At 46.8% G+C, this 22,627-nt stretch carries 23 protein-coding genes; 9 read left to right on the forward strand and 14 right to left on the reverse strand.

The genetic code is table 11. The features are described 5' to 3' along the window. Positions 1-123 precede the first annotated feature (123 nt). Together lepB and ACFODW_RS16690 are read right to left on the reverse strand one after the other, a co-directional pair. Positions 124-675, reverse strand: coding sequence for a signal peptidase I (lepB, locus tag ACFODW_RS16685; RefSeq protein WP_390307922.1), 552 nt, complete (start codon positions 673-675; stop codon positions 124-126). 58 nt (positions 676-733) lie between these two features. Next, positions 734-1,390: a TVP38/TMEM64 family protein gene (locus ACFODW_RS16690; protein ID WP_390307923.1), complete on the reverse strand. Its 657-nt coding sequence runs from the start codon at positions 1,388-1,390 to the stop codon at positions 734-736. A gap of 204 nt (positions 1,391-1,594) precedes the next feature. On the opposite strand from ACFODW_RS16690, the gene ACFODW_RS16695 reads away from it, so the two are divergent. After that, the gene (locus ACFODW_RS16695) at positions 1,595-1,984 is read left to right on the forward strand and encodes a hypothetical protein (protein ID WP_390307924.1); all 390 of its coding nucleotides are present in this window, start codon (positions 1,595-1,597) and stop codon (positions 1,982-1,984) included. Here the strand turns inward: ACFODW_RS16695 and ACFODW_RS16700 are convergent. The 3 genes from ACFODW_RS16700 to ACFODW_RS16710 form a co-directional block, all read right to left on the reverse strand. Further along, the gene (locus ACFODW_RS16700) at positions 1,932-2,453 is read right to left on the reverse strand and encodes a competence protein ComK (protein ID WP_390307925.1); all 522 of its coding nucleotides are present in this window, start codon (positions 2,451-2,453) and stop codon (positions 1,932-1,934) included. The genes ACFODW_RS16695 and ACFODW_RS16700 overlap by 53 nt on opposite strands. Positions 2,454-2,731: 278 nt before the next feature. Continuing rightward, on the reverse strand, positions 2,732-3,727 hold the full coding sequence (locus ACFODW_RS16705; RefSeq protein WP_390307926.1) for a lipoate--protein ligase: 996 nt from the start codon (positions 3,725-3,727) through the stop codon (positions 2,732-2,734). 78 nt (positions 3,728-3,805) lie between these two features. Beyond that, positions 3,806-4,537, reverse strand: a complete 732-nt coding sequence (locus ACFODW_RS16710; RefSeq protein WP_390307927.1) for an MBL fold metallo-hydrolase — start codon at positions 4,535-4,537, stop codon at positions 3,806-3,808. Between the two features lie 100 nt (positions 4,538-4,637). On the opposite strand from ACFODW_RS16710, the gene yhfH reads away from it, so the two are divergent. Both yhfH and pepF read left to right on the forward strand, forming a co-directional pair. After that, positions 4,638-4,766, forward strand: a complete 129-nt coding sequence (yhfH, locus tag ACFODW_RS16715; protein WP_390307928.1) for a protein YhfH — start codon at positions 4,638-4,640, stop codon at positions 4,764-4,766. 239 nt (positions 4,767-5,005) lie between these two features. Further along, positions 5,006-6,817, forward strand: a complete 1,812-nt coding sequence (gene pepF, locus ACFODW_RS16720; protein WP_390307929.1) for an oligoendopeptidase F — start codon at positions 5,006-5,008, stop codon at positions 6,815-6,817. A gap of 589 nt (positions 6,818-7,406) precedes the next feature. Here pepF and hemY read toward each other — a convergent pair. From hemY to ACFODW_RS16740, 4 genes are all read right to left on the reverse strand, one after another. Continuing rightward, on the reverse strand, positions 7,407-8,810 hold the full coding sequence (gene hemY / locus ACFODW_RS16725) for a protoporphyrinogen oxidase (protein ID WP_390307930.1): 1,404 nt from the start codon (positions 8,808-8,810) through the stop codon (positions 7,407-7,409). After that, positions 8,807-9,742, reverse strand: coding sequence for a ferrochelatase (gene hemH / locus ACFODW_RS16730; protein WP_390307931.1), 936 nt, complete (start codon positions 9,740-9,742; stop codon positions 8,807-8,809). Before hemH ends, hemY begins: the two co-directional genes overlap by 4 nt. A 37-nt stretch (positions 9,743-9,779) precedes the next feature. Beyond that, complete coding sequence (hemE, locus tag ACFODW_RS16735) at positions 9,780-10,814, reverse strand: uroporphyrinogen decarboxylase (RefSeq protein WP_390307932.1); 1,035 nt, start codon at positions 10,812-10,814, stop codon at positions 9,780-9,782. A gap of 99 nt (positions 10,815-10,913) precedes the next feature. Further along, entirely contained in the window at positions 10,914-13,082 is a 2,169-nt protein-coding gene (locus ACFODW_RS16740) for a transglycosylase domain-containing protein (RefSeq protein ID WP_390307933.1), read from the reverse strand. A 168-nt stretch (positions 13,083-13,250) separates the two neighbouring features. Here ACFODW_RS16740 and ACFODW_RS16745 point away from each other — a divergent pair, with 168 nt between their 5' ends. Beyond that, complete coding sequence (locus tag ACFODW_RS16745) at positions 13,251-13,763, forward strand: antibiotic biosynthesis monooxygenase family protein (protein WP_390307934.1); 513 nt, start codon at positions 13,251-13,253, stop codon at positions 13,761-13,763. Positions 13,764-13,835: 72 nt separating this feature from the next. Here the strand turns inward: ACFODW_RS16745 and ACFODW_RS16750 are convergent, their stop codons facing one another. From ACFODW_RS16750 to ACFODW_RS16760, 3 genes are all read right to left on the reverse strand, one after another. After that, positions 13,836-14,318 carry a thioredoxin family protein gene (locus ACFODW_RS16750; RefSeq protein ID WP_390307935.1) on the reverse strand — a complete coding sequence of 161 codons (483 nt, stop codon included), beginning with the start codon at positions 14,316-14,318 and terminating at the stop codon, positions 13,836-13,838. A gap of 3 nt (positions 14,319-14,321) precedes the next feature. Next, positions 14,322-14,756, reverse strand: coding sequence for a disulfide oxidoreductase (locus ACFODW_RS16755; RefSeq protein ID WP_390307936.1), 435 nt, complete (start codon positions 14,754-14,756; stop codon positions 14,322-14,324). Between the two features lie 112 nt (positions 14,757-14,868). Further along, positions 14,869-15,510, reverse strand: coding sequence for a phosphatase PAP2 family protein (locus tag ACFODW_RS16760; protein ID WP_390307937.1), 642 nt, complete (start codon positions 15,508-15,510; stop codon positions 14,869-14,871). A gap of 110 nt (positions 15,511-15,620) precedes the next feature. Between ACFODW_RS16760 and ACFODW_RS16765 the strand changes: the two genes are divergently transcribed. Both ACFODW_RS16765 and ACFODW_RS16770 read left to right on the forward strand, forming a co-directional pair. Further along, entirely contained in the window at positions 15,621-16,055 is a 435-nt protein-coding gene (locus ACFODW_RS16765; protein ID WP_390307938.1) for a ferritin-like domain-containing protein, read from the forward strand. Between the two features lie 161 nt (positions 16,056-16,216). Continuing rightward, on the forward strand, positions 16,217-17,386 hold the full coding sequence (locus ACFODW_RS16770; protein WP_390307939.1) for a M20 family metallopeptidase: 1,170 nt from the start codon (positions 16,217-16,219) through the stop codon (positions 17,384-17,386). Between the two features lie 272 nt (positions 17,387-17,658). Here ACFODW_RS16770 and ACFODW_RS16775 read toward each other — a convergent pair whose 3' ends face one another. Further along, positions 17,659-18,873 carry an ABC transporter permease gene (locus ACFODW_RS16775; RefSeq protein WP_390307940.1) on the reverse strand — a complete coding sequence of 405 codons (1,215 nt, stop codon included), beginning with the start codon at positions 18,871-18,873 and terminating at the stop codon, positions 17,659-17,661. Beyond that, positions 18,866-19,612, reverse strand: coding sequence for an ABC transporter ATP-binding protein (locus ACFODW_RS16780; protein WP_390307941.1), 747 nt, complete (start codon positions 19,610-19,612; stop codon positions 18,866-18,868). The genes ACFODW_RS16775 and ACFODW_RS16780 overlap by 8 nt, the downstream gene beginning before the upstream one ends. 598 nt (positions 19,613-20,210) lie before the next feature. Between ACFODW_RS16780 and ACFODW_RS16785 the strand changes: the two genes are divergently transcribed. The 3 genes from ACFODW_RS16785 to ACFODW_RS16795 all read left to right on the forward strand — a co-directional run bounded on the left by ACFODW_RS16785 (position 20,211) and on the right by ACFODW_RS16795 (position 21,815). Next, positions 20,211-20,642 (forward strand): HIT family protein, encoded by a 432-nt coding sequence (locus ACFODW_RS16785; RefSeq protein WP_390307942.1) that lies wholly within the window; start codon positions 20,211-20,213, stop codon positions 20,640-20,642. 144 nt (positions 20,643-20,786) lie between these two features. Continuing rightward, positions 20,787-21,317, forward strand: coding sequence for a tryptophan transporter (locus ACFODW_RS16790; RefSeq protein WP_390307943.1), 531 nt, complete (start codon positions 20,787-20,789; stop codon positions 21,315-21,317). A gap of 126 nt (positions 21,318-21,443) precedes the next feature. Further along, positions 21,444-21,815: a YtxH domain-containing protein gene (locus ACFODW_RS16795; RefSeq protein WP_390307944.1), complete on the forward strand. Its 372-nt coding sequence runs from the start codon at positions 21,444-21,446 to the stop codon at positions 21,813-21,815. Positions 21,816-22,627 lie beyond the last annotated feature (812 nt).

Consider the following 22,627-nt stretch of genomic DNA (forward strand, 5'->3'; position numbering starts at 1 on the left):
CATTCACGGAAAATATCCGCACCTGCAGGATGAACCGGCGTCGCACCACCTCAGAATTTATCACTGCCTAAACAATAAAAACTCCTGCCTTTTATTTTACCAAAGGCAGGAGTCATCGAACAGCTATTTGCCAAGAGTCAGATCCGCCTGGGTAAGCGGCCAGTATTTCACACCAACCTTTCCTACCAGGGCGTCCTGGGGAACAAAGCCGAAGGACCGGCTGTCCAGACTGTCCTGCCGGTTATCTCCCAGCACGAAGAGTTTCCCCTCCGGAACCCTATTCTCTCCGGTCACCTCTTCCAAGGTAAAATCTTCCGTGAATGGCTCTGCTTCACTTTGCTTGGCATATGGTTCCAAAAATTCTTCTTCTATATAATTTCCATTTACGTACAGCTTATCATCCTTATATTCTATCTGATCACCTGGAAGCCCGATCACTCGTTTAACATAGTCTTCCTCCGGATTGGCATGGAAGACGATCACGTCAAACCGTTCTATATCCGTGACATCATAAATCACTTTATTAACCATCATCAGGTTGCCATCATAAAGTGTCGGCTCCATGGACTCTCCATCTACCACATAACTGGCAAACAGGGAAGACCGGAAAACCAGTACAGCACCAAGGGCAAAAACTGCCACCATGATCAGTCTGCGATAATTGGTATTTTTCATATATCTTTCCTCCAGGGTCATGATGCATTCAACATCTTAATACCCTTTAGGAGATATTTTAATCCTTGGTAAAGTTCGGGTTCTCCTTTAACTTGGCTTTTTGGTGCAACTTTTTCTCCACATACTTTCCAATCATCCAGAACAGCCCGATACAGCTGATCACTACAATAGTTTTTACCGGGTTCTGGGCAAACTCCATCACATTCGATCCCACATAGGCGATGGAGAAAATCATGACCGCTTTCCCCAACATGACCGCCAAGATGAACTGATAGATGCTTACTTTGGACAGGCCGGCGACCACATTGATGACCGCTGAAGGGGAAAAAGGAAAACAGAGCAGCAGGAACAGCGGGCCGAATCCATGGCGTTCCACCCATGTAGTCACCTTCCTTACCTGCTGATGCTCCCTAAACTTTCTTACCCATCGCCTTCCGCTGAGCCTGCGGACGAGCAGAAAAATGATAACCGCACCGCTGCACGCTCCGAGCCAGGACAACAGAAATCCTTCCAGCAGACCATAGGCTGCAGCGTTTGCGAATACGAAGACTACAAGCGGAAGAAATGGCAGAAAAGCCTCTAGGAACGGAAGAAAGAACCCGGGAAGCGGACCCAGGCTTTCATATTCACTTAATAGTTGGAGGATAAAGGCTTCAAACCCCTCCTCTTCAATTTCTGATTGCCAATCTGATAGTACTGTGCTTAATAAATACATCTAGTCCAAGCTCCTCATATGTATCAACCTACACGAATTATACCCTTTAAACGCTTGCTCTAAAATATCGTCATGCAAATAACTGGAAAATTTGCCGCTTCCCTTATATTTTACTAAAATTTGAGGATACTTTGTTGTAATATCCCCTGCTTGTAGCATATAATATGAAATAATAGAACAAACGTTCTGTCAGGAGGGTTATTCATGCGTTATCTTTCAGAAGAGGAATTCCAACTGGCTGCCCGTTTCCTGTTCCTTTCCATGGCAATCGTGGTCATCCGCCAGGACACCGGCCATATCCAAAACGGGCCGTTTAAAATAAAAGGCCCTTACCTCAAATTACTGCAAGATATGGAAAAAGCAGCCGTGGAGGAACGCCGCAGACTGCGGCAGGAGATGAATAAACAGAGCATTCGGGTTGTCCGCCTCAACAGGAATGACTCCTTTTCCACCTTCCTTTTCATCTCTGGAGGACATGAGGAGAAACGGAATTATTTCAATCCAGCCATTAGAATGAAGGTCGAAGCGATCGTCCAGGAGCTTATGGCTGCGGCTCTGCAACCAGATCAGCCGCATGCCTCTGCAAATACTTGATCCGATGGTCCAACAGATAACGGAACTGGGCTGTCCGCTGCACTTGATTAAGCATCGATCCATAGGAAACCTTCAGAACAATCCTTTTGCCATTATGAAAGAGGATTTCTGTACAGTTGTCGGGAGCCTTGTTAACTTGGTCGATATGCGAGTGGGCGATCCATGAACATTTCGGATTTGATGGTGAAGTTGTCGGGAAGAAGTACATCCCGCTGGAGGGGTCGATAGAAATTGGAGCCTTATGGGTAATGCCGCAAATCTCACGCGTACCATCCTGCCTTCCTTTCAGGCTGGAGCCAAGATATTTGCAGGCATCGTTCATTACCTTGCTGGGGGAAGCTTCGATGGTATATTCCAGCTCTTCTTCTAGGACGTAGGAGGCACCATCTTTATTTCCTTGCGGCTTGGCAATGACCGCCATGGTCAATGGAGTAATTTCGTAGGATGGGATGTAGAAGTCTTTAAACAATAGAATCATTCCTTTCCGTTATGGAAAAGGAAGCGGCTAACATAAATCTATCAAATTTTCAGATAAAAAGATAGTAAAAAGCTGCAAATATCTCTTGATTCTTTTATTATGGATTTTATGATACCACAGGAGGAAGGGCCTGGATGGAGCCCCGAGATCGATAGCACTCGGAGGCTCACAGCCACCCGGGGAAATGGAAATATATTTCAGGCAGCGGTTGTCTCCACTGGCCAAAATGATGTTCGGCTTTCCTAAAGCACTTTTCCCCAACCTAATCATTAGTAGATTAAGCTGAGAAAATCTTCTTTGGAGATTTTACCGAGATAATGGGACACATCCACATCGGCAAGCGCTTCTTCAAGAGCCTTGCGTTCGTGGCGGGTGCCCGTCACTTTGTCTTCTAGTTCGGCAATGTTGCCCATGCCGAAGAAGTCCCCGTAAATCTTGCAATTTTCGATAATGCCTTTTTTGACATCCAAGCGCACATCTACGAACCCTGCCGGGAATTTATGGGACTCCCGCACATTATATGCTGGGGATTTACCATAATTCCATTCCCATTTCTGGTATCTCTCTTCCGAAATTTTATGGATGTTCTCCCAGTCTTCATCTGTCAACCTATATTCCGGAACATCCTTCACATCCTCCACATCGAAGACATGACGCAGAATCAGTTCCTTGAATTCGTCCATCGAAATTTTCTCATCCAAGTATTCGGAGATGTTGGCCACCCGGCTGCGGATGGATTTGATCCCCTTGGATTCGATCTTTTCCTTTCTGACATTCAAGGCTTCGACCACATTTTCAATTTCCGAGTCCAGCATCAGTGTGCCATGGCTGAACATCCTTCCACGGGTGGAGAACATCGCATTCCCCGATATTTTGCGCCCTTCAACGGCAAGGTCATTTCTTCCTTGCATCTCCGCAGGGACTCCCAGCTTATTTAAAGCATCTACAATCGGCTGGGTGAATTTCTGGAAATTCTGGAAGCTTTCGCCGTCATCTTTGGTGATGAAGCTGAAATTCAGATTCTGCTCATCATGATAGACGGCTCCCCCGCCGGATAATCGGCGCACCACCTTGATACCATTCTTATCCACATATTCGGTATTGATCTCTTCGACTGAGTTCTGGTTCCTGCCGATGATGATGGATGGCTGGTTGACATAGAACAGCAGGTATGTATCCTTCTCTCCGAAGTTTTCCAAGATATATTCTTCAATTGCCAGATTGATCATTGGATCAGTAATTCCCTGATTATCGATAAACTTCACTGTTTCCTTCCTCCTCTGCAATCATGATGTTCTACATCAAGTGTAAGTTAAAAGTCCCCCATAATCAAAGATAATCCCTCATTTTTCCCATACCATCCCTTCCTTTGCCAGGTCCGTTCTGCCGCTGTATACCTCCTTTGCCTCCCGTACGAGCTGCCGGTTGTCCCCGTACTGTGGCAAATGACTCAGCAGCAGCTCTCGCGCGCCGGCTTCTTCTGCAATGCGTCCGCCTTCCCTGCTTGTCATATGGCCTGCTTTGGAACCATCCTGCTCTGCGTAGAGATTGCAATCGGTGATCAATAGATCGGCATTGTTTGCAAAAGGTATCCACTCCGGTTGATAGGCTGTATCTGCCGTATAGACTAGGACACTTTCCCCGTCACTGATGCGCATGCCATAGCATGGTACAGGGTGAATCGATTTCTGGAAACTGATCTCAAATGGGCCTATTTTCAGTTTGTCAGATGGGTCATACGGAATCCCCTTTGTATATTCATGGGTGAGTGATGCAAATCCTTCCCTGTCTTCCTGATGGCCATAAATCGGCAGAACATCTTTTGCTCCTGTCACAAATGACCGGACGAGCCGTGAATATTGCAGGACACCAATATCGGCTACATGGTCCTGATGATAATGGGAAAGGATGACGGCATCCAGTTCATCCAGCTGCTTGTACTTCTGCAGTTTGGATAAAGATCCGCTTCCCGCATCAATCAGCAGGGAAAAATCATCTTTTTCCAGTAAATAGGAGGAAGTTGCTCCATCCGGTGCCGGATAGCCTCCCCACACACCGATAACGGTTAATTTCATGAAAAATCACTCCATTTTTTTAAATTTGTTGTAACACAGTGTTGACACATCGAATACTGTTGTATTACAATGAGAACAACCACTTAAAGGAGAGGATCACATGCAAAACGTAATTGAATTTTTCAGAACGTTGCCTAAAAAGAAATGCAAGCAATGTGGAAGCGATATTGTCGAGAAAGCGGATTGCTACGGAAACTTGTGTGACGAATGTGACCATCCAGCTAGATAAGATAAATAAGATAGATACTGTCCCGGGGGAAAGACAACCAGTCGGGATTTATAACAACAATTCTACTGTACTATAACAAATACTAAAATTCTACCGGCAGCTTATATAGCTGCCGTATTTTTATGGAATCATCCCGGACTCACGCCGATTCTTTGCCCTCTCCCTAAATTATTATCATTTCATTATTGTTTTTATTATAATAATTAGAGTGCCGAATTAATAAGGAAGGGGTTTTTATTATGACAGAATCTGCCGACAGACGGACGCGCAGCCAAGTGCCGGAAGAACAAACATGGGATTTGACTGATCTGTTCCCGAATCATGGGGAATGGGAAAAAGAATTGGAAGCAATCCAGAAAGACGTTGAACATGTAACTGCATATAAAGGGAAACTGACCGCCGATCCGGATACACTGCTTAAAGGGCTTCAGGCACAGGAGGAATTCGAGCAGCGTGCCATCCGCGTAGCTACCCATGCCAATCTTCGCGCCAATGCAGATGGCTCCGACCCTGACAACCAGCGGGATGCTGCCAAGGTGGGTGCCGCTATGGCCAAAATCAGCTCCAAGCTGGCCTTCATCCAATCCGAATTGCTTCAACTGTCCAAGGAAACGATGGAAGACTATCTGTCCAAGCAGCCAAAGCTGAAAACCTATCGGAAGGTGCTGGAGGACATTGCCGAAGAGAAGCCTTATTCCTTGGCACCTGAAATAGAGGAAACACTGGCTGCCCTTAGTGAGGTACATAATGCGCCGTATATGATCTACCAGCGCAGCAAATCATCGGACATGGTTTTCGACTCGATAACCGACGAAGAAGGAAATGAGCAGCCAATGTCTGCTGCCCTCTATGAGGACCGCTATGAATTTACATCCGATACAACAGCACGCCGTAATGCCTATGATTCTTTTATCCATACACTGAACCAATATAAAAACACCTTTGCCGCTACCTATGCAACGGAGGTGACAAAAGAAGTGACTATGGCGCGGCTGCGCGGTTACGATTCCGTCACCGATATGCTGCTGCAGCCACAGCAGGTAACCAAAGAGATGTACCATAACCAGCTGGATGTCATCCAGAAAGAACTTACACCGCATATGCGCCGGTTCGCAAAACTCAAGCAAGAAAAACTGGGGCTGGATGAAATGAGGGTTCCAGATCTAAAAGCACCGCTTGACCCAGAGTTCAATCCAAAGACCACCTATGAAGAAGCAACCTCCACCATCCTGGAAGCACTCGAGATCATGGGTCCGGAATATCTCGATATAATGAAGAGAGGTGTCAGTGAACGCTGGGTGGACCGATCGGACAATGTGGGGAAAGCAACTGGGGCATTCTGTTCCAGCCCTTATGGTGTCCATCCGTATATACTGATCACTTGGACCGACACGATGCGGGGGGCATTTGTCCTGGCGCACGAACTAGGGCATGCAGGACATTTCTACCTTGCCGGCCAAAATCAGAACTTGTTTAATACACGTGCTTCCACCTACTTTATCGAAGCACCTTCCACCATGAATGAATTGCTTCTGGCCGATCATCTGCTGCAGAAGACAACGGATAAACGGATGAAACGCTGGGTGATCACCCAATTGCTGGGGACCTACTACCACAATTTTGTGACACATCTGTTAGAGGGTGAATTCCAGCGCAGAGTTTATGACTTGGCAGAACAGGGCACACCGCTTACTGCCGCTGTTTTATCACAGCAAAAACAGGAGGCCTTGGAAAACTTCTGGGGCGATGCGGTAACCTTTGATGAAGGAGCCGGCCTGACGTGGATGCGCCAGCCCCATTACTATATGGGACTTTATCCATACACCTACTCTGCTGGATTAACTGTCTCTACGGCTATGGCGAAGAACATCAGGGAAGAAGGCCAGCCAGCCGTCGACCGCTGGCTGGAAGTGCTGAAAGCCGGAGGCACCAAAAAACCGCTCGACCTAGCTAAACAGGCAGGCGTCGACATGTCCAATCCGGATGCTGTCAGAGAGGCCGTTGCCTATGTAGGCTCCCTTGTAGATCAGCTGGAGGAAAGCTATCAGTGATGAAATAATGCATAAGTAAAACGGCCGGGATCCCGGCCGTTTTTCTGCATAAGGGAGGTTGGACTACAATTGAGTAACAAGGAACAAAACTAACTATTCAACTCAACAGACGGATAATCCACTCAATTAGCGGAGGAAATATGTGCAGACTCCAGCGGGAGGACAGGCCTAGGCGAGACACCGCAGTGCGCTAGAACGAAGGTGGCTCTCCAGCCGCCGGCGGAAAGCGAAGCATATTTCCGAAGCGGCTAACTCTACTAAACAATATTTCTAGTTTGTCCGATTTTCTCATTTCATTTTTGTATAAGTAAGATTGCACTACAATGGAATAACAAGGAACAAAACTAGCTGTTCAACGCAACAGACGGATAATCCACTCAATTAGCGGAGGAAATATACGTAGACTCCTGCGACAGGAAAGGCCTAGGCGAGACACCGTAGTGCGAAGCACAAGGTGGCTCACAGCCGTCAGCGGAAAGCGAAGTATATTTCTGAAACGGTTATTTTCACCAACCACAACATTTCTCCCTATCCAAAAAAACATCGGTACAAAGCAATTATGCTTCATACCGGCTTTCTATCTATCTATCTATTCTTTCAAGAAGTCCAATGCATTCATCACTGCCTGTTCCCCTTGCTCGATACAATCCGGAATCCCGCCGCCTTCATAAGAGGCACCTGCAAGATAAACACCGGGCAGATGGTCTGCCATATTTGCACGAACTTCGGCAAGACGTTCGATATGTCCGACATGGTATTGCGGCCGTCCATTTTTCCATCTGGTAATGACCCTGAACTCCGGCTTCCCTTTGATCTTCATCACTTTTTTCAAGTCCTTCAGTACAATATCCGTAATTTCATCATCGGATAAGTCGACGATCTCCTCGTCACCTGGACGGCCCACATAGCAGCGCAGGAGGGCTTTCCCTTCCGGTGCTGTGGAAGGCCATTTTTTATGTGTCCAAGTACAAGCAGTAATCCGGTAGTCACTGTTTCTCGACACAAGAAAGCCTGTTCCATCGATATCCTTCTTGAGTGCCGACCGATCAAATGCCAACACGACATTAGCTGTTGAAACAGATGGCACGTCTTGGAAGACCTTGAAGAAATCATACTGGCTGAACATCCGCGGTACGGCCGAATGGGGAGTGGTGGATATGACAGCATCCGCTTTATAGACCGTCCCATCACTGAGAAGCAAATGATAAACATCTTCCTTCTTCTCTATGTGATCCACCGCCGTGTTCAGCTGAACAGTCCCCTCCTCCAACTCATCAATCAGTCGCGCAACAAGTGTGTCCAGCCCTCCCTCATAGGAGAAAAAGGCACTGGCCGACTTGTTGCCGGCATTTTTCTTGGGTGCCGGCATAGTTTTGCGGAGGCCTTTCATGACACTCCCATATTCTTGCTCCAGCTTATGGAACATAGGATAGGTGGCTTTCAAGCTCATTTTGTCGATATCTCCAGATTGGATGCCGGACAGCAATGCATCCACTTGGTTCACAAGCAGCTCATCACCAAATCGGCGCCGGAAAAATTGACCAAGGGACTGGTCTCCGTCTTCCTTCCCTTTAGGAACGAGCGGTTCCATCATCGCCCTCAGCTTGCCTTTCATGGAGACAAGTTGCGTAGAGCGGATGGATTTCCCTGTTTTCGGGATGCCCATGAAAGTTTCTTTCGGCATTGGATAGAGTTTGCGCTTCATCAGCATGAAAGACTGGCCTGTCGCATTGTGGACGACTTTATTTTCCAAGCCCAGTTCCTTTGTTAGCTTCACGGCAGGCTGCTTTCTGGCAAGCAATGAGTCCGGCCCTTGCTCTATGGTAAACCCATCCCGCTTCAGAGTCTTGATTTTTCCGCCGAGACGATGGTCGGATTCTATCAATTTTATATCATATGGAAGTTTCTGTTCCCTGATTTCTTTTTGAAGGTAGTAAGCAGCGGAAAGCCCGGTGATTCCGCCGGCGATCACAGCTATTTTTTTACGCTTCATTTCACTTCACGCACTTTGTCCATTACGACTTTCGCCAATGTATCGATGAATAGCGGGTGGACATTGGGCATGTCCGGGCGGTGGTAATTGGCACCCAGTTCATCACAGACAACTTTGCATTCATAATCATTATCATAAAGCACTTCCAGATGATCGGCGATAAAACCTACAGGAGCATAGACGAAAGAACGATATCCTTTCTGTTCGTAAAGGTCGCGGGTAAGATCCTGTACATCCGGTCCAAGCCAAGGATCGGGAGTGTTCCCTTCACTTTGCCAGCCCAGTTCGTAATTTTCAATGCCTGCTTCTCTGGCAATCAAGTCGGCCGTTTCCTTCAATTGATCCGGATATGGGTCGCCGTTTTGCAGGATTTTCTCAGGCAGGCTGTGTGCAGAGACGATCAGTACTGCCTTATCACGCTCGTCCTGCGGCATATCGGCATATATTTTCTTGATTCCATCCGCCCAGAACTTGATAAATCCTTCTTCTGCATACCAGCTTTCCACCGACCGGATGGTAATACCATGCTTGGCGGCTTCTTCGCTGGCCCTTGAATTATAAGACTTCACGCTGAAGGTGGAATAGTGCGGGGCAAGTACAAGGGATACCGCCTCAGTGATTCCGTCCTTTGCCATCTCTTCCACGGCATCTTCAATGAATGGCTCAATATGCTTCAGGCCGATATATACGTTAAACTCATACTCATTTTGTGCTTCATTCAGATTAGCTTCCAATGCATGGGCCTGTTGCTCGGTGGTCTTTGCCAAAGGAGAAATTCCACCGATTGCTTTGTACCGGTCCTTCAGATCCTGCAATGCGTCTTCCGCAGGTTTTCTTCCATGACGGATATGAGTATAATAACGTTCGATATCCTCTTCCTTATATGGAGTTCCATACGCCATTACGAGTAAACCCATTTTTTGTTTTGCCATTTTCAGCACCTCTTCTGTAATAATTCTAATCTGTCAGTTATCTCTTCGAATGTGAATGGATCAAATCTGTCAGCTTCTTCAATGTTGCCGGCTGAATATCCGGGGTGACGCCATGGCCAAGATTGAAGACATGTCTGCCATCAACCATGCCTGCATCGAGGATGTCCTTGGTACGCTTCTCTATTAGATCCCATTCCGTAACAAGGATAGCTGGATCCAGATTTCCCTGCAATACCTTGGTAACCCCCATTGCTCTTGCCTCAGGAATAGAGGTACGCCAGTCCAGTCCGATGACATCGACAGGAAGGTCATTCCACTCTGTGAGCAGGTGCCCTGCCCCCACACCGAAAATGATCAGCGGTACATCATGCCGTTTGAGCTCCGAAAAGATCCTTGTCATTGCCGGCTTGATATACAGGCGGTAATCAGGAGCATTCAAGGCTCCAACCCAGGAATCAAAGATCTGGATGGCCCTTGCCCCTGCTTTTATTTGGGCCTCTACATATGTAATGGTCATATCCGCCAGCTTATCCATCAATGCAAACCATGCTTCCGGCTCCCGGTACATGAATGCTTTGGTTTTGCTGTAGTTCTTTGAGGGCCCGCCCTCAATCATATAACTTGCCAATGTAAAAGGGGCACCGCTGAAACCGATCAAGGGCACATCGAGCTGCTCCTCTGTGAGCAGGCGGATGGTATCAAGCACGTATGGTACATCTGCTTCTGGATTGATGGTGCCGAGCTTTTCCACGTCCTGATAGCTTTCTATCGGGTTATGTATAACCGGTCCTATCCCAGATTTAATCTCTACGTCCACACCAAGGGACGGCAGCGGTGACATGATATCCTTATAGAGGATAGCGGCATCTACGCCATAGTTCTCCACCGGCAGCCGTGTCACATACGCACATAGCTCCGGCTGATGGGTTATTTCAAATAGGGAGTATTTCTCTTTCAGTTCTCTGTACTCCGGCTGGGAACGGCCGGCCTGGCGCATATACCAGGCCGGTGTATAGTCCACTGCCTCTCCCTTAAATGCTCGTAATATCGTATCGTTTATCTGTTTTGCCATGTTTTTCCACCCTTTTCCAACTTCACTCCATTGTTAACTATAACCATTTAGCTGAAAGCTGTATAGGACAATGGACTGATTGTCATCATTTTGTCTAAATTAATCGCGGAAACTGATCGATCTCGACCGCTCTCCTTCCAACTTCGTCAACGGGTCGTATGGAACCACATAATAACGGTGGGACCTAAGGACATCCATCCCGTCGATTTCGAACTCGGTGTCCCCTTCCACTTCCCCGACCCGTTCGTCTATTCCTTCTTTTTCCCGGTAAATCCGATAGACAACGCGCTGATCCTCAGAGCCGTTCCAGGTCAGTTTCCCCTGGAAAAGGGAATAGCCGCCGAAGGAAACACTTCCTTGGAGCTCGGTCACCTGCGGCAATTCCACCGGCTCAGGCAGGGGCTCTGCAGCCTCTGGCTTCGTGAATGATTCCGTGAGCGGTTCTTGCTTATTGATGTCCGTCAATATTTTTTTGGCCAGGGCGGTAGGATAAGAACTGCCTTCTGTCAGATAATGGTTTTCATCGACCTTGTCATAGCCCATCCAGACGGCCACTGTATAGTCTGGTGTAAACCCGGCAAACCAGGCATCATTCGTTTCCCCTTCTACAAATGGATGCTGGGTCGAACCTGTCTTTCCCGCCAACTGCTTCGGATACTCCCCAGCTGTGGCTGTTCCGCTCTCCACTGTCGCCCTTAACATTTCCGTCATATCCCAGGACACCTGAGTACTGAACACCTCTTCTGTCTTGGGATCGGCTTGATGAATCAGTTCTCCGTTCCGGTCGTAGATCTCTTCAATGGTATACGAATCGATGAATTCACCACCCCGCGGGAAGACTGCATAGCTTTCCATCACCGTCTGGGGGGTCAAACCTTCACTCAGTCCGCCTAGAGCAATTGCAAGGCCGCTGTCATCATCCAGATTAATATTCATCTTTTCCAAGTAGCCTTTAGCATAATCAATGCCGATCTGATCAAGGAGCCATACTGCAGACGTATTTTTCGACTGTTTCAGCGCATGGTAGATGGGAACTGCCCCACTGTATTGCCCGTCCACATTGGAGACGGTGTAACTCTCCATCTGCTGGTCGAGCACAAGGGTATACGGGGTATATTTCTCCGTCTGCATCAGCGCGGGTCCATATACGGCTAGCGGCTTCATCACCGAGCCCGGCTGTCTGGTAACCGCCGTCCGGTTCAGGTCGCCAAGCTGATAATCCCGGCCGCCAATGGCAGCTGTCACCCTCCCGGTGTCTTGTTCCATCATGGTGAAGGCCCCTTCTACCCCCTCTGTACTCCCAGGAAAATAGGAATCATCCTGAAAAGCCTCGTAGGCAGCCTTTTGGGCATATTCATCCATATTGACGACGATTCGGTAGCCGCCTTGCTTCAATTTATTGATCGACAGCTGGTATTTGTCGGCAGCTTCCCTCATTACCAGGTCGACATAGCTGTCCACCCAGGGTGAAGCCTCTCTTTCAGAAATATCAAGGCCCAAAGACTTCTCCTGCTCCTGTATCCGCTCTTCTGCTGTCAGGACACCAGCGTCTTCCATTGTCAAGAGCACTGTGTTTCTTCTGTCCAGTGCTTTTTCGGGATAAGTAATAGGTGAATAGCCATTCGGCGCCTTGGCCATCCCAGCGAGGAGCGCGCCTTCTGAAATAGTCAATTCCTCAGCCGGCTTGGAGAAAAAGTAGTTGGCCGCTTTCTCGATTCCGTAGACCCCTTCTCCGAAATAGATTTCATTCAAATAGAGTTTCAGAATCTCATCCTTTGTCAGCTGTCTTTCCATATAAATGGCGGCCATAGCCTCTTTTGCCTTGCGGGACCATGTCTTGTCGTTATAAAGAAACAAATTTTTCGCCAGTTGCTGTGTAATGGTACTGCCGCCCTCAGCCTTCCCCATCGCCAGGATGTTTTTATACACGGCACGGGTGACCGATTTCAAATCAATCCCTGCATGGTGATAAAACCTTTTGTCTTCCACTGAGAGAAAGGCCTGCTGTACATGGGAAGGAATCTCCTCCAGCGGGATAGGATCCCTATTTTCCTGATAGACTTCCTGAATCACTTCCCCGTCGGCGGTTTCGATCGTGGTCGCAGCAGAAAGGATAAACTCCTCTTCATCCACGACCATTTTGCCGCCCAGCAGAATGCCTCCATATCCCAACATCCCTAGTGCCGCCAGCAGAACCAATCCGATCAGCAGCCATTTTATTTTCCAGCCGAACGAGCGCGGCCGGTCTTCTTTATTTTTTCTAAACATTTGTTCACCTCTACACATTTACTCTTCCATTATACGACACTTTTCAACAGCGGAAAAGTGTTAATATCATGTATCAGATAATAATAATTATAAAATGGTGTACACTTGACTTGCCGCTGTAAAAATAGGGTAATATGACAGTAAGGATAAAGAAAGGAGAGGTTGTGCGTGAAAGCTTATATGACACTGGGGACCAGGGATTTCTTGGAAAAGCTCGTAGATAAGCATCCAGACCTTGGCTTGTATTTAATGGGGCAAGGTACTGGGACCCTCGCTTATTATGAAAACCAAAATAAAAATGTATTTTCGGCAGGGAATGAGTATGAAATTATCAGCGAAAATGGAGAAATAGAGGATGAAGGATATGTAGTGATGAACAACATCCCTGTACTCGAAGACAGCCGGGATTCTTTTGAACAGCGCTTTAAACAGCGTCAGCACGGAGTCGACAGCATGCCCGGCTTCCAGGCCTTCCGTTTTCTTCGGCCGCTGACCGGTAAGACCTATGTGGTGATGACCCAATGGCGGTCCAAGGAGGACTTCGAAAACTGGAAGAACTCCGATCAATTCAAAGAGGCGCATAAGAGCCAGGACTCCAAGCCTCCTGCCTATTTCGCCGACCGCCCTTTCATCACTTCCTACCACATGAAAAAGGATGAAGAAGGGGATCAACAGCAATAGCCCCATAAAAAAGCTAACCAGCTGACTAATAGGCCCTTTAGAAAGGGTGACCTTTAGTCACTGGTTAGCTTCTTACTCACTCAGCACTACTTCATTGAAAAACGCACGGAAATTTTCTTCGGGATGGGCACCGGTGATCCGGCTAACTTCTTCCCCGTCCTCGAAATGGACAACGGTAGGTGTTGCTTCAATTCCATAGGTCCCCCACTGATCTTCGAATTCCAGCAGATTCAGTTTGACCATTTCCACATCCATCTCTTCTGTCAGCGGCACTAGCTTCGGAGTGGTCTGCTGGCAGTATACACATGTCGGACTGTAGAAATAGACAGTGGTCGGCTCCCCGCTTTCGATCCGTTCACTCAATTCCTCAGGGCGGATCTGGTTTTGATAGTTCGGATCGTCCAGCTGGTCAATGGTTGCCTGGTCCAAATTTTCTTTTCCATATGGGTTGCCGCTATTCTCTACGGCCTGGTTGTTCTGGTAGTTGGTTACAAAATAAAGGGCGATAAACAGAAGAACTACGATACCGCCGAATATCAACATCTTATTTCGCATGATTTACTTCCCCTTCTGTTGTTTTAAGATAATTACATGCATGATAAAAATTAGGATGAATGCTGTCCCCGCTAAAAAAGGGATGGTCACAAATCCGAAATAGTTCACATATTTCAGGTTGCAGGCTACGGGCCCACAGCCTTCCCCAGCCTCTTGGAGTGCTGGAAGGTTCTGTACCATATAATGATAGATGGACACCATCATGCCGATTCCGCTTAAGATCAATCCCGGCAGTGCAATCTTGGCATCTTTCTTCCAGATGGCTGTGCCGTAAATGATGATTAACGGGTACATGAAGATACGCTGCACCCAGCATAGCATACATGGCGTATAGCCCATCACTTCTGAATAAAACAAGCTGCCCGCCGTCGCAACAAGTGCTACCCCCCAAATAAAGAACAGGAGGTTTTCTACTACCTTGCCCTTATAATCTGTCATGGCTAAACCCTTCCCTTTTCTTTTACACTAAACATTATACAGCCCGTTCCCCGAAAAACAAAGACATCGGCCTGAAGAAAGAATACAACTTTGACAATCTTATGAACCTTTTCTATTCTTTTTGGCGCCTGGCCAGAAACCGATCAAGGGCTATCCACCCCAAAAGCCATAGATATCCGACAAAAAAGCCCGCGACAACATCCGTCAAATAATGGACATTCAGAAAATAACGGCTGATGCCTATCAAAAAGACCAGCAAAGCAAAGGCTAACTGCATGATAAAAACCGTTCTGGCTGAATACATTTTTTTCCCCAGATAGTAAGCCAGCAGTCCAAAGCATACCATAGGAATCATCGCATGCCCGGATGGAAAACTATACCCCTCGGCTTCTGCTGACGGGAGGAGACTCGGCCTCTGCCTATTCACTATTTCCTTTATCATCAAATTGAGCCAGTGTGCAGACAGTGTTCCGCCTGCAAAGATAACAGCAGGAAGAAAGCGGCGGTAGAGGAGCCAGATAACTGCAGCCATTATAATAGTAAAAGGAGTCAGGAACGTGCCGGAGCCAAGTTCGGTCATCCACCGGAAAAAGGTGTAAACAGCTGTCCCATCAACCATGCCTACCAGCTCTCTTGTCCACTGATCGACATAGGGGACAGACCCTGCCATGATTTTTGCGATCCACACGCCGGTCATAAAAAGCAGCAGGACAAGCAGAAACAGGACGATATAGTTTCTTTTATGGATGTTCATTGCCTCACTTCCTTTCTCTTCCACGATACCCAATATCACGTTTCAAAAAAACCGTCCGGGGAAAAGTAAACTATAGAGTTACTAAAAATTATAAAGGCAGGGATCAAATAATGGAACAAGAACTAAAACAATTGATTGATGGATTGAATGAAGATCTTGCACATGAATATGGTGCAGCCATCCAGTATACCTATAGTGCATCTGTAGTGTCCGGGCTGTATCGTTCCTCACTCAAACCATTTTTCGAAGCTGAAATCAATGACGAACTTGGACATGCATTATATCTGTCCGAAAAAATCAAATCCCTTGGCGGAACACCGACAACCGAGTCTGCTGAAGTTCCGCAGCCTACCGAAGTAAAGGAACTGTTGCAGGCTACGCTGGATGCAGAAAAAGCCACCATTGACCGTTATGAAAAGCGCAAAGAACAGGCAGAAAAACTCGGTTATACCGAATTGGTGGTAAAACTGGAGGACCTAATTGCCGATGAAACACATCATAAAGAAGAAGTAGAAAGACTCCTTTCCGATCCAAGACTTTCTTAAAGACATAGAAAAAGCACCCGGCGTGGGTGCTTTTTCTATGGCAATTTATTAATCTGGGGACTGTCATAACCCATTAGAAACAACGTGCCGATGATCCATTCCCCCATAATTTGCATGTAAATGTTATAATAGTTGGATAAAGAGTAAGGAGGTCTTTTTAGTTGCTGAACGAAATACATAAATCATTGGATCAAGCCTATGAGGAAATGGTGGAAATCCGCCGCTACCTCCATCAGTATCCAGAGCTTTCCTTTGAAGAGACAAAAACGGCACAATATATTGCCAATTTTTACGAAGAATTGGGCATTCCCTATAAAACGAATGTAGGCGGAAACGGAGTTATTGCCACATTGAAGGGCGGAAAGCCTGGCAAAACCATAGCGCTCCGGGCTGATTTCGACGGCCTGCCCATCCAGGATGAAAAGGATGTCCCTTATAAATCCAAGGTTCCGGGTGTTATGCATGCTTGCGGGCATGACGGGCATACCTCAGTGCTTCTTTCGCTTGCCAAGGTTATAAAAGAATATCAGCAGGAACTTCCAGGCACGATTGAATTCCTTCACCAGCATGCAGAGGAATATGCACCAGGGGGAGCAAAGCCAATCGTCGAATCAGGGGCCATCGACCATGTGGATGCCGTCTTTGGCACACACCTGTGGGCCACCACCCCGCTCGGAGTCCTGCAGACATCGAAAAATGCTTTCATGGCCGGTACAGACCGCTTCACCATTACCATCAAGGGGAAAGGCGGACATGGCGGCTATCCGCATGAAACCAAAGATGCCATCGTCATCGGTTCAAATGTGATGTCACAGCTTCAGCAAATAACCAGCAGAAGACTGGATCCGATGGACACGGCTGTCGTAACCGTCGGAGTATTTGAGGCAGGAACTGCTTTCAATATAATCGCAGACCAAGCTAAGCTAGTGGGAACCGTACGCCATTTCAGCCAGGACGTTCAGGAAATGATTATCGAAGAAATGGAGAAAATCATTAAAGGTGTCTGTATCAGCAATGATGCCGACTATGAATTTGATTATGTCAAAGGATACCCGCCTTTGATCAACAATGAATCAGAAGCCGAACTTCTCTTGGAAGCAGGAGAAAAGGTGGATGGTGTCACAAGGGCCGAAGAAGTGGCTCCCGTCATGGCCGGGGAGGATTTCGCTTATTATACGATGGAAAAACCAGGTACCTTCTTCTTTACCGGCGCCGCCAAGGAAGGGCATGTCTACCCCCACCATCATCCGATGTTCGACCTGGATGAACGTGCACTGCCCATTGCGGCCAAAACATTGATCTCTGCCTATTTTGCTTATCAAGATAAGTAAAGCGGGAAAAGAGGCTGGACAAAAGTGTTTACTCAAAACAAAAAAACCGAATTAAGCCCGCTGCGGAAAGATACTTCGCTAATTTAGTTCATTATTTGTCTGAGAGTTAACCTTTTAATTGTTTCCAGCCTCTTTTTTCGCCCTCCTGCTGATTCCCTCTCTGTACTGGTGATATTTCCGCCCTCCTGCTGATTCCCTCTCTGTGCTGGCGATATCCCCCCACTGTACTGCAAAAAAAAGGAGTCCCCCGCTGGGAACTCCCTTCCTCTATATTATGCAGCTATCTTCTTTTTGACATATCCATTAATAAACAGATACGTGAACAGTATCCCACCGGCTAAGGAGAGAAAGAAACCGGTATATTCCTGCTGGATGAGAAACAGCAGGGAGAACAGGGCAGCCTGTCCAATCGTCAGCTGGTAAAGCAGCTTCACCAGAGCTTTTCTTCGCAGTGCCACTTCCACTGGATAGATATCCAGCCACATGGTTGTACGATGATGCTGATAAAGGGACATCATCTGGAAGCAGCTCAAATAACAGAACAGCAGTGCAAACAGAACCTGCAGCCACAGATTCGGAATCAGATAGATGAACAGCCCGCCGATCAATACCAGCCGGACATACATCCCGAGATAGTCACCGCTTCTGACAAATGTTATCCGATATAGATAATCGAATGTATGCTTCCTCGTGAAAGGGACCTTGCTGACCAGATTCACCAGCCATTGGCGCTTTTTCACCCGATTCTTCAAATGCGGGACATCAGCGAACATATTCGCAACTCGGTAGAAGGCCTGCATTCGGTTCCTGTCCCTTTCTACGAGCAGTTCCCAATGGACCCCCGGCTGGTTCCTTGAAACCATGTAATCATATAGAAAGACGATTATATAGACAACCGTGGTAATACCTGCCCACACCATATCGCCTCTTGCAGCAAAATAGAAGACCGCAATACCAAGGAATGTCCGGGCTGCTGTATCTGCCCGGCGCATCCCCGGATCTCTCACTTTCTGCATCCACCAATTGGCGAGCAGGTTCCAAAGCTTAAAAATCAAAAGTACCAGAATCGTCAACAGGTAAATCCTTCCGCTGCGGTCCGGGTATGCTGCAAAATAAAGCGGGCCTATAACTGCTGCTATCAAGAACACCAAATATAGCTGGACAATAAAACTGTAAATGATGGCATTGCGAAAATAGGCTTCCATCTTGTGCTCGGCAGGAATCAGGAAGACCAAATCGGGTTCCTGGAGCAGCGTGCGGACAGGACTATAGCTTGCTATAAGGCCGAATGCCAGGGCGATGACCAATGCCGCGGGAAAATTTTCAGGCAGCCTGGTGAGCCATCCTTGATAATAGTAAGCCAATACGGAAATAAAGAAGAACATAGCAATCATGAGATGGCCATTGAATATGTAGCGTAAGTAGCGGCTGGTCTCTTTCACATATTCAGACAGCCGCTCCCTGAACAGCTCTCGTGCATCAAACATGGCTATCTTCTTCCTTTGTCAGTTGGATATACAAATCATCCAGCGTAGCATGAGGCATATTGAACTCGTCCTGCAGCTCCTTCAATGTGCCAATTGTCCGAATTTCCCCTTCGTGCAAAATGACAAAACGGTCGCAGTACCTTTCTGCAGTCGCCAGGATGTGGGTGGACATCAACACCCCCGAGCCGTTGTCTTTCATATCGTTCATCAGCTGCAAATACGATTGGATTCCGAGCGGATCCAATCCCACAAACGGCTCATCCACAATATAAAGCGGCGGTTCAATGAGAAATGCACACATAATCATCACCTTTTGCCGCATTCCCTTGGAAAAATGGACAGGAAACCAATTCAGCCTTTTTTCCATCCGGAACTCTTTTAACAGCGGGGGAAGGCGTTCTTCAAATGTTTTTTCTGGTATGTCATAAGCCATCGCCGTCAGCCTCAGATGCTCATATAATGTCAGTTCATCATAAAGGATCGGCATTTCCGGGATATAAGCCATTTGGTTGCGATAGGATGATGGATTTTCCTGGAAGGTTTTGCCGTTGACGGAGACAGAACCTTTTTTTGCATGCATCAGCCCAATGATATGTTTGATGGTTGTACTTTTACCAGCCCCGTTCAATCCGATTAATCCAACGATTTCCTCGGGATATATATCAAATGAAATGCCATGCAGCACATTTTTATGGGTGTATCCCCCATGCAGATTTTCTATATGCAGTAAAGGTTCCACATTTCTTCCTCCTATAATTCTTCAATTACTTGAAATTTTACCACTTAATGATGGAGAAACCAAAGCAAACCCTGTTCTGAGCAGTGACAAAAATTTTGCCGGATTGTACATAAACCAGCAGGATCAGCACATAATAGCTACTGAAGGACGGGGGATGACCCACCGTGTAACCGCTGAAGATAATATTTAAGTAATCGAGCTAATGTACAAATGTACAAACACAAATGAGGTGTCAGCGATCGATACTTTAATTTAGCTTCTTGCAAGCGCAATGTGGTAATTCCGACCGATCTTCCAATGAAACTGAACCCTTTTGCCAGACATTCATCCCAGCGAAATGGGATGCTGACAAAAAGGTTTGATAAGTCGCCGTCACTATAACGGACTTTCTTACTGTGTAACTGGTTGGATCGTCAGACGGCTTCCCTCGTTCTTCTTAAAGCAGGCATGATCCGCTCACGGGCGGGTCATGTCTGTAACCTTTTTAGAGGAGCCATTGATCAGCAGTCAGGGTAAAACTGCCATTGTTGCTTTACTTCCACTTTATTCCTATATACAATAGTTTATAATAAATAAATTGAAGGAGTGGGTGTTAGCAATGAGTCATGATGATTGCATTTTCTGTAAGATCCTGGACGGGGAGATCCCTTCAGCCAAAGTATATGAAGACGAGCATGTCTATGCCTTCCTTGACATCAGCCAAGTAACGAAAGGACATACACTTGTCATTCCCAAAACACATAGCAAAAACATCTATGAGACATCTGCAGATACGGCAGGTGCACTATTTGCAAGGGTTCCTAAAATTGCCAATGCCATCAAAGAGACGTATCAGCCGATCGGCATGAATCTCCTGAATAACAATGAAGAACCCGCCGACCAATCCGTCTTCCATTTGCATATCCATCTGATCCCCCGCTATGGTGATGGCGATGGATATTCTTCGAACTGGACCGTACATACAGATGATTACACTTCAGCGGAACTGCAACAGATCGCCGGAGAAATAAACCAGAGGGTTGAAAAGTAAGAAAGCCTTTTTCTAAAAATTTAGTACTTTATATTTACGTCTAATTTTGCTATAATGAAGGGGAAGTTTCTGCAGTTGACATAGGCGTACAGCTGAGGAACTTCGAATATAAGCTGAGAGAAGCTGAGAAGAGGAGAGTTATAGATGAATACAAGAATTTTAGTAATCTTGTCACTATTGATAGGGATTGGAACGGTGTTGCATGCAGTTGTGCCACCTGTACTATTTGGGGTGAAGCCGGATATGCTGCTGTCCATGATGTTCTTGGGGATTATTCTGTTCCCTAAGCCGAAGTATGTGCTCCTATTATCCATTGCAACTGGAATCATTTCTGCTTTAACTACTTCCGCACCAGGTGGACAGATCGCGAATATCATTGATAAGCCGATCACTGCCATGGTTTTCCTGGGAATGTTCCTTCTAATTAGGAAGCATGTTCCAACTACCGTTACGGCACCTGTACTGACGGCTGTGGGGACCATGATAAGCGGATCGATTTTCTTAAGTGTCGCGCTGTTCATTGTAGGGATGATGGAAGGCGGATTTTTAGCATTATTCTTGGCGGTAGTTCTGCCGGCAGCAGCCGTGAATACCATCCTGATGGTTATTCTCTATCCGATTGTGCAGGGCATTTTCAATAGATCCCGGCCAATCACAGCAACACAGAATATTTAAAAGAAAATCCTCTGGCATACGGTTGTCAGAGGATTTTTTTGAAAGCCATGCAGGGATAATATGTTTCACTGCATGTAATTTAGAGAAAAATACATAACAAGGGCACGAAAGGAGCGTTGGTTAGGTATGACTAGAGGAAAATCCATTTTCCTGGGACTCATTATTGGAGGCAGCGTCAGTGCTGCCGTCACACTATTAAGCACCCCCTCGACCGGAAGGGAAATTCGCAGCAGGATGAAAGAGCAGGGATATGAAGCGAGGAATTTTCTATACAGCCTCAAACTGGATGTACAGCGCCTGAAAGACCAGCTTGCCGATACCTCCAAAGAAGGGATCGTTATGATTCGGGAACTTACCGAAGAAATGAAAGATTCCATTGCGGAATGGAGAAACACGGTAGAGCCTCATCAGGAAAATATCCAACAATACTTGGAACAGATTGAATCCAGCTTAAAAGATCTGGAAGATAAAGTGAACAATCAAAATGTGAATGTCTAACTCGGGAGTATACCTCCGTCAGCTAAGTATGAATTAAAAGAATTCACCAATACACCGGCACTGGCAGTTGAGGCTGTTCATTGCCGGTGTATTTCGCGTTCTGAGGCGTATAGAGCTAGGCCTATTATCAGCGGGTCAGCCTGGTTATCAGCAGGTCGGCGAATTTATACGCTGGTGATCCTACTTATCAGCAGGTCGGCTGTTTTTTCCACTGGTCAGCCTACTTATCGACAGGTCAGCTGTTTTTTCCGCTGATCATTCTACTTATCAGCAGGTTGGCTGTTTTTTCCGCTGGTCAGCCTACTTATCGACAGGTCAGTTAATTTATCCGCTGGTGATTCTACTTATCAGCAGGTCGGCTGTTTTTTCCGCCGGTCAACCTACTTATCGACAGGTCAGTTAATTTATCCGCTGTGATTCTATTTATCAGCAGGCCAGCTGCTTTTTCCGCTGATCAGCCTATTTATCAGCAAGTCAGCTATTTTTTCTGCTGATCAGCCTACTTATCAGCAGGTCGGCTGCTTTTTCCGCTGGTCATCCTATTTATCAGCAGCTCAGCTATTTTTTCCGCTCGTGACCGGTTTATCAGCGGATCAGCTGTTTCTACCACAGATTTGCCCCTACCGCTGAGAAAGCAAAATATCTTGGTCTTCCGATAAGAAAAAGCTGACACCCCAAGGTGTCAGCTCAGCTTGTAGAGAAACCCCGTGTTTTTCTACAAGCTTTTTTTCTTGCCTCCAGGAGCACGAACCATTCCCTTTCCGCGGACGAACGCCCGAGCCTCCTCGTGAAAACCCACACTGCGGGGTCTC

Origin of the sequence: Virgibacillus sediminis (genome assembly GCF_042643265.1) — a bacterium.
Classification (GTDB): domain Bacteria; phylum Bacillota; class Bacilli; order Bacillales; family Amphibacillaceae; genus Virgibacillus_O; species Virgibacillus_O sediminis.

Excerpts from the sequence above, each read along its gene's own strand:
- ACFODW_RS16750 (WP_390307935.1), bottom strand. The coding sequence starts at position 14,318 with ATGCGAAATAAGATGTTGATATTCGGCGGTATCGTAGTTCTTCTGTTT.
- ACFODW_RS16755 (WP_390307936.1), bottom strand. The coding sequence starts at position 14,756 with ATGACAGATTATAAGGGCAAGGTAGTAGAAAACCTCCTGTTCTTTATT.
- ACFODW_RS16765 (WP_390307938.1), top strand. The coding sequence starts at position 15,621 with ATGGAACAAGAACTAAAACAATTGATTGATGGATTGAATGAAGATCTT.
- ACFODW_RS16710 (WP_390307927.1), bottom strand. The coding sequence starts at position 4,537 with ATGAAATTAACCGTTATCGGTGTGTGGGGAGGCTATCCGGCACCGGAT.
- ACFODW_RS16740 (WP_390307933.1), bottom strand. The coding sequence starts at position 13,082 with ATGTTTAGAAAAAATAAAGAAGACCGGCCGCGCTCGTTCGGCTGGAAA.
- hemH (WP_390307931.1), bottom strand. The coding sequence starts at position 9,742 with ATGGCAAAACAAAAAATGGGTTTACTCGTAATGGCGTATGGAACTCCA.
- pepF (WP_390307929.1), top strand. The coding sequence starts at position 5,006 with ATGACAGAATCTGCCGACAGACGGACGCGCAGCCAAGTGCCGGAAGAA.
- ACFODW_RS16795 (WP_390307944.1), top strand. The coding sequence starts at position 21,444 with ATGACTAGAGGAAAATCCATTTTCCTGGGACTCATTATTGGAGGCAGC.
- hemY (WP_390307930.1), bottom strand. The coding sequence starts at position 8,810 with ATGAAGCGTAAAAAAATAGCTGTGATCGCCGGCGGAATCACCGGGCTT.
- ACFODW_RS16760 (WP_390307937.1), bottom strand. The coding sequence starts at position 15,510 with ATGAACATCCATAAAAGAAACTATATCGTCCTGTTTCTGCTTGTCCTG.
- hemE (WP_390307932.1), bottom strand. The coding sequence starts at position 10,814 with ATGGCAAAACAGATAAACGATACGATATTACGAGCATTTAAGGGAGAG.
- lepB (WP_390307922.1), bottom strand. The coding sequence starts at position 675 with ATGAAAAATACCAATTATCGCAGACTGATCATGGTGGCAGTTTTTGCC.
- ACFODW_RS16790 (WP_390307943.1), top strand. The coding sequence starts at position 20,787 with ATGAATACAAGAATTTTAGTAATCTTGTCACTATTGATAGGGATTGGA.
- yhfH (WP_390307928.1), top strand. The coding sequence starts at position 4,638 with ATGCAAAACGTAATTGAATTTTTCAGAACGTTGCCTAAAAAGAAATGC.
- ACFODW_RS16785 (WP_390307942.1), top strand. The coding sequence starts at position 20,211 with ATGAGTCATGATGATTGCATTTTCTGTAAGATCCTGGACGGGGAGATC.
- ACFODW_RS16690 (WP_390307923.1), bottom strand. The coding sequence starts at position 1,390 with ATGTATTTATTAAGCACAGTACTATCAGATTGGCAATCAGAAATTGAA.
- ACFODW_RS16775 (WP_390307940.1), bottom strand. The coding sequence starts at position 18,873 with ATGTTTGATGCACGAGAGCTGTTCAGGGAGCGGCTGTCTGAATATGTG.
- ACFODW_RS16695 (WP_390307924.1), top strand. The coding sequence starts at position 1,595 with ATGCGTTATCTTTCAGAAGAGGAATTCCAACTGGCTGCCCGTTTCCTG.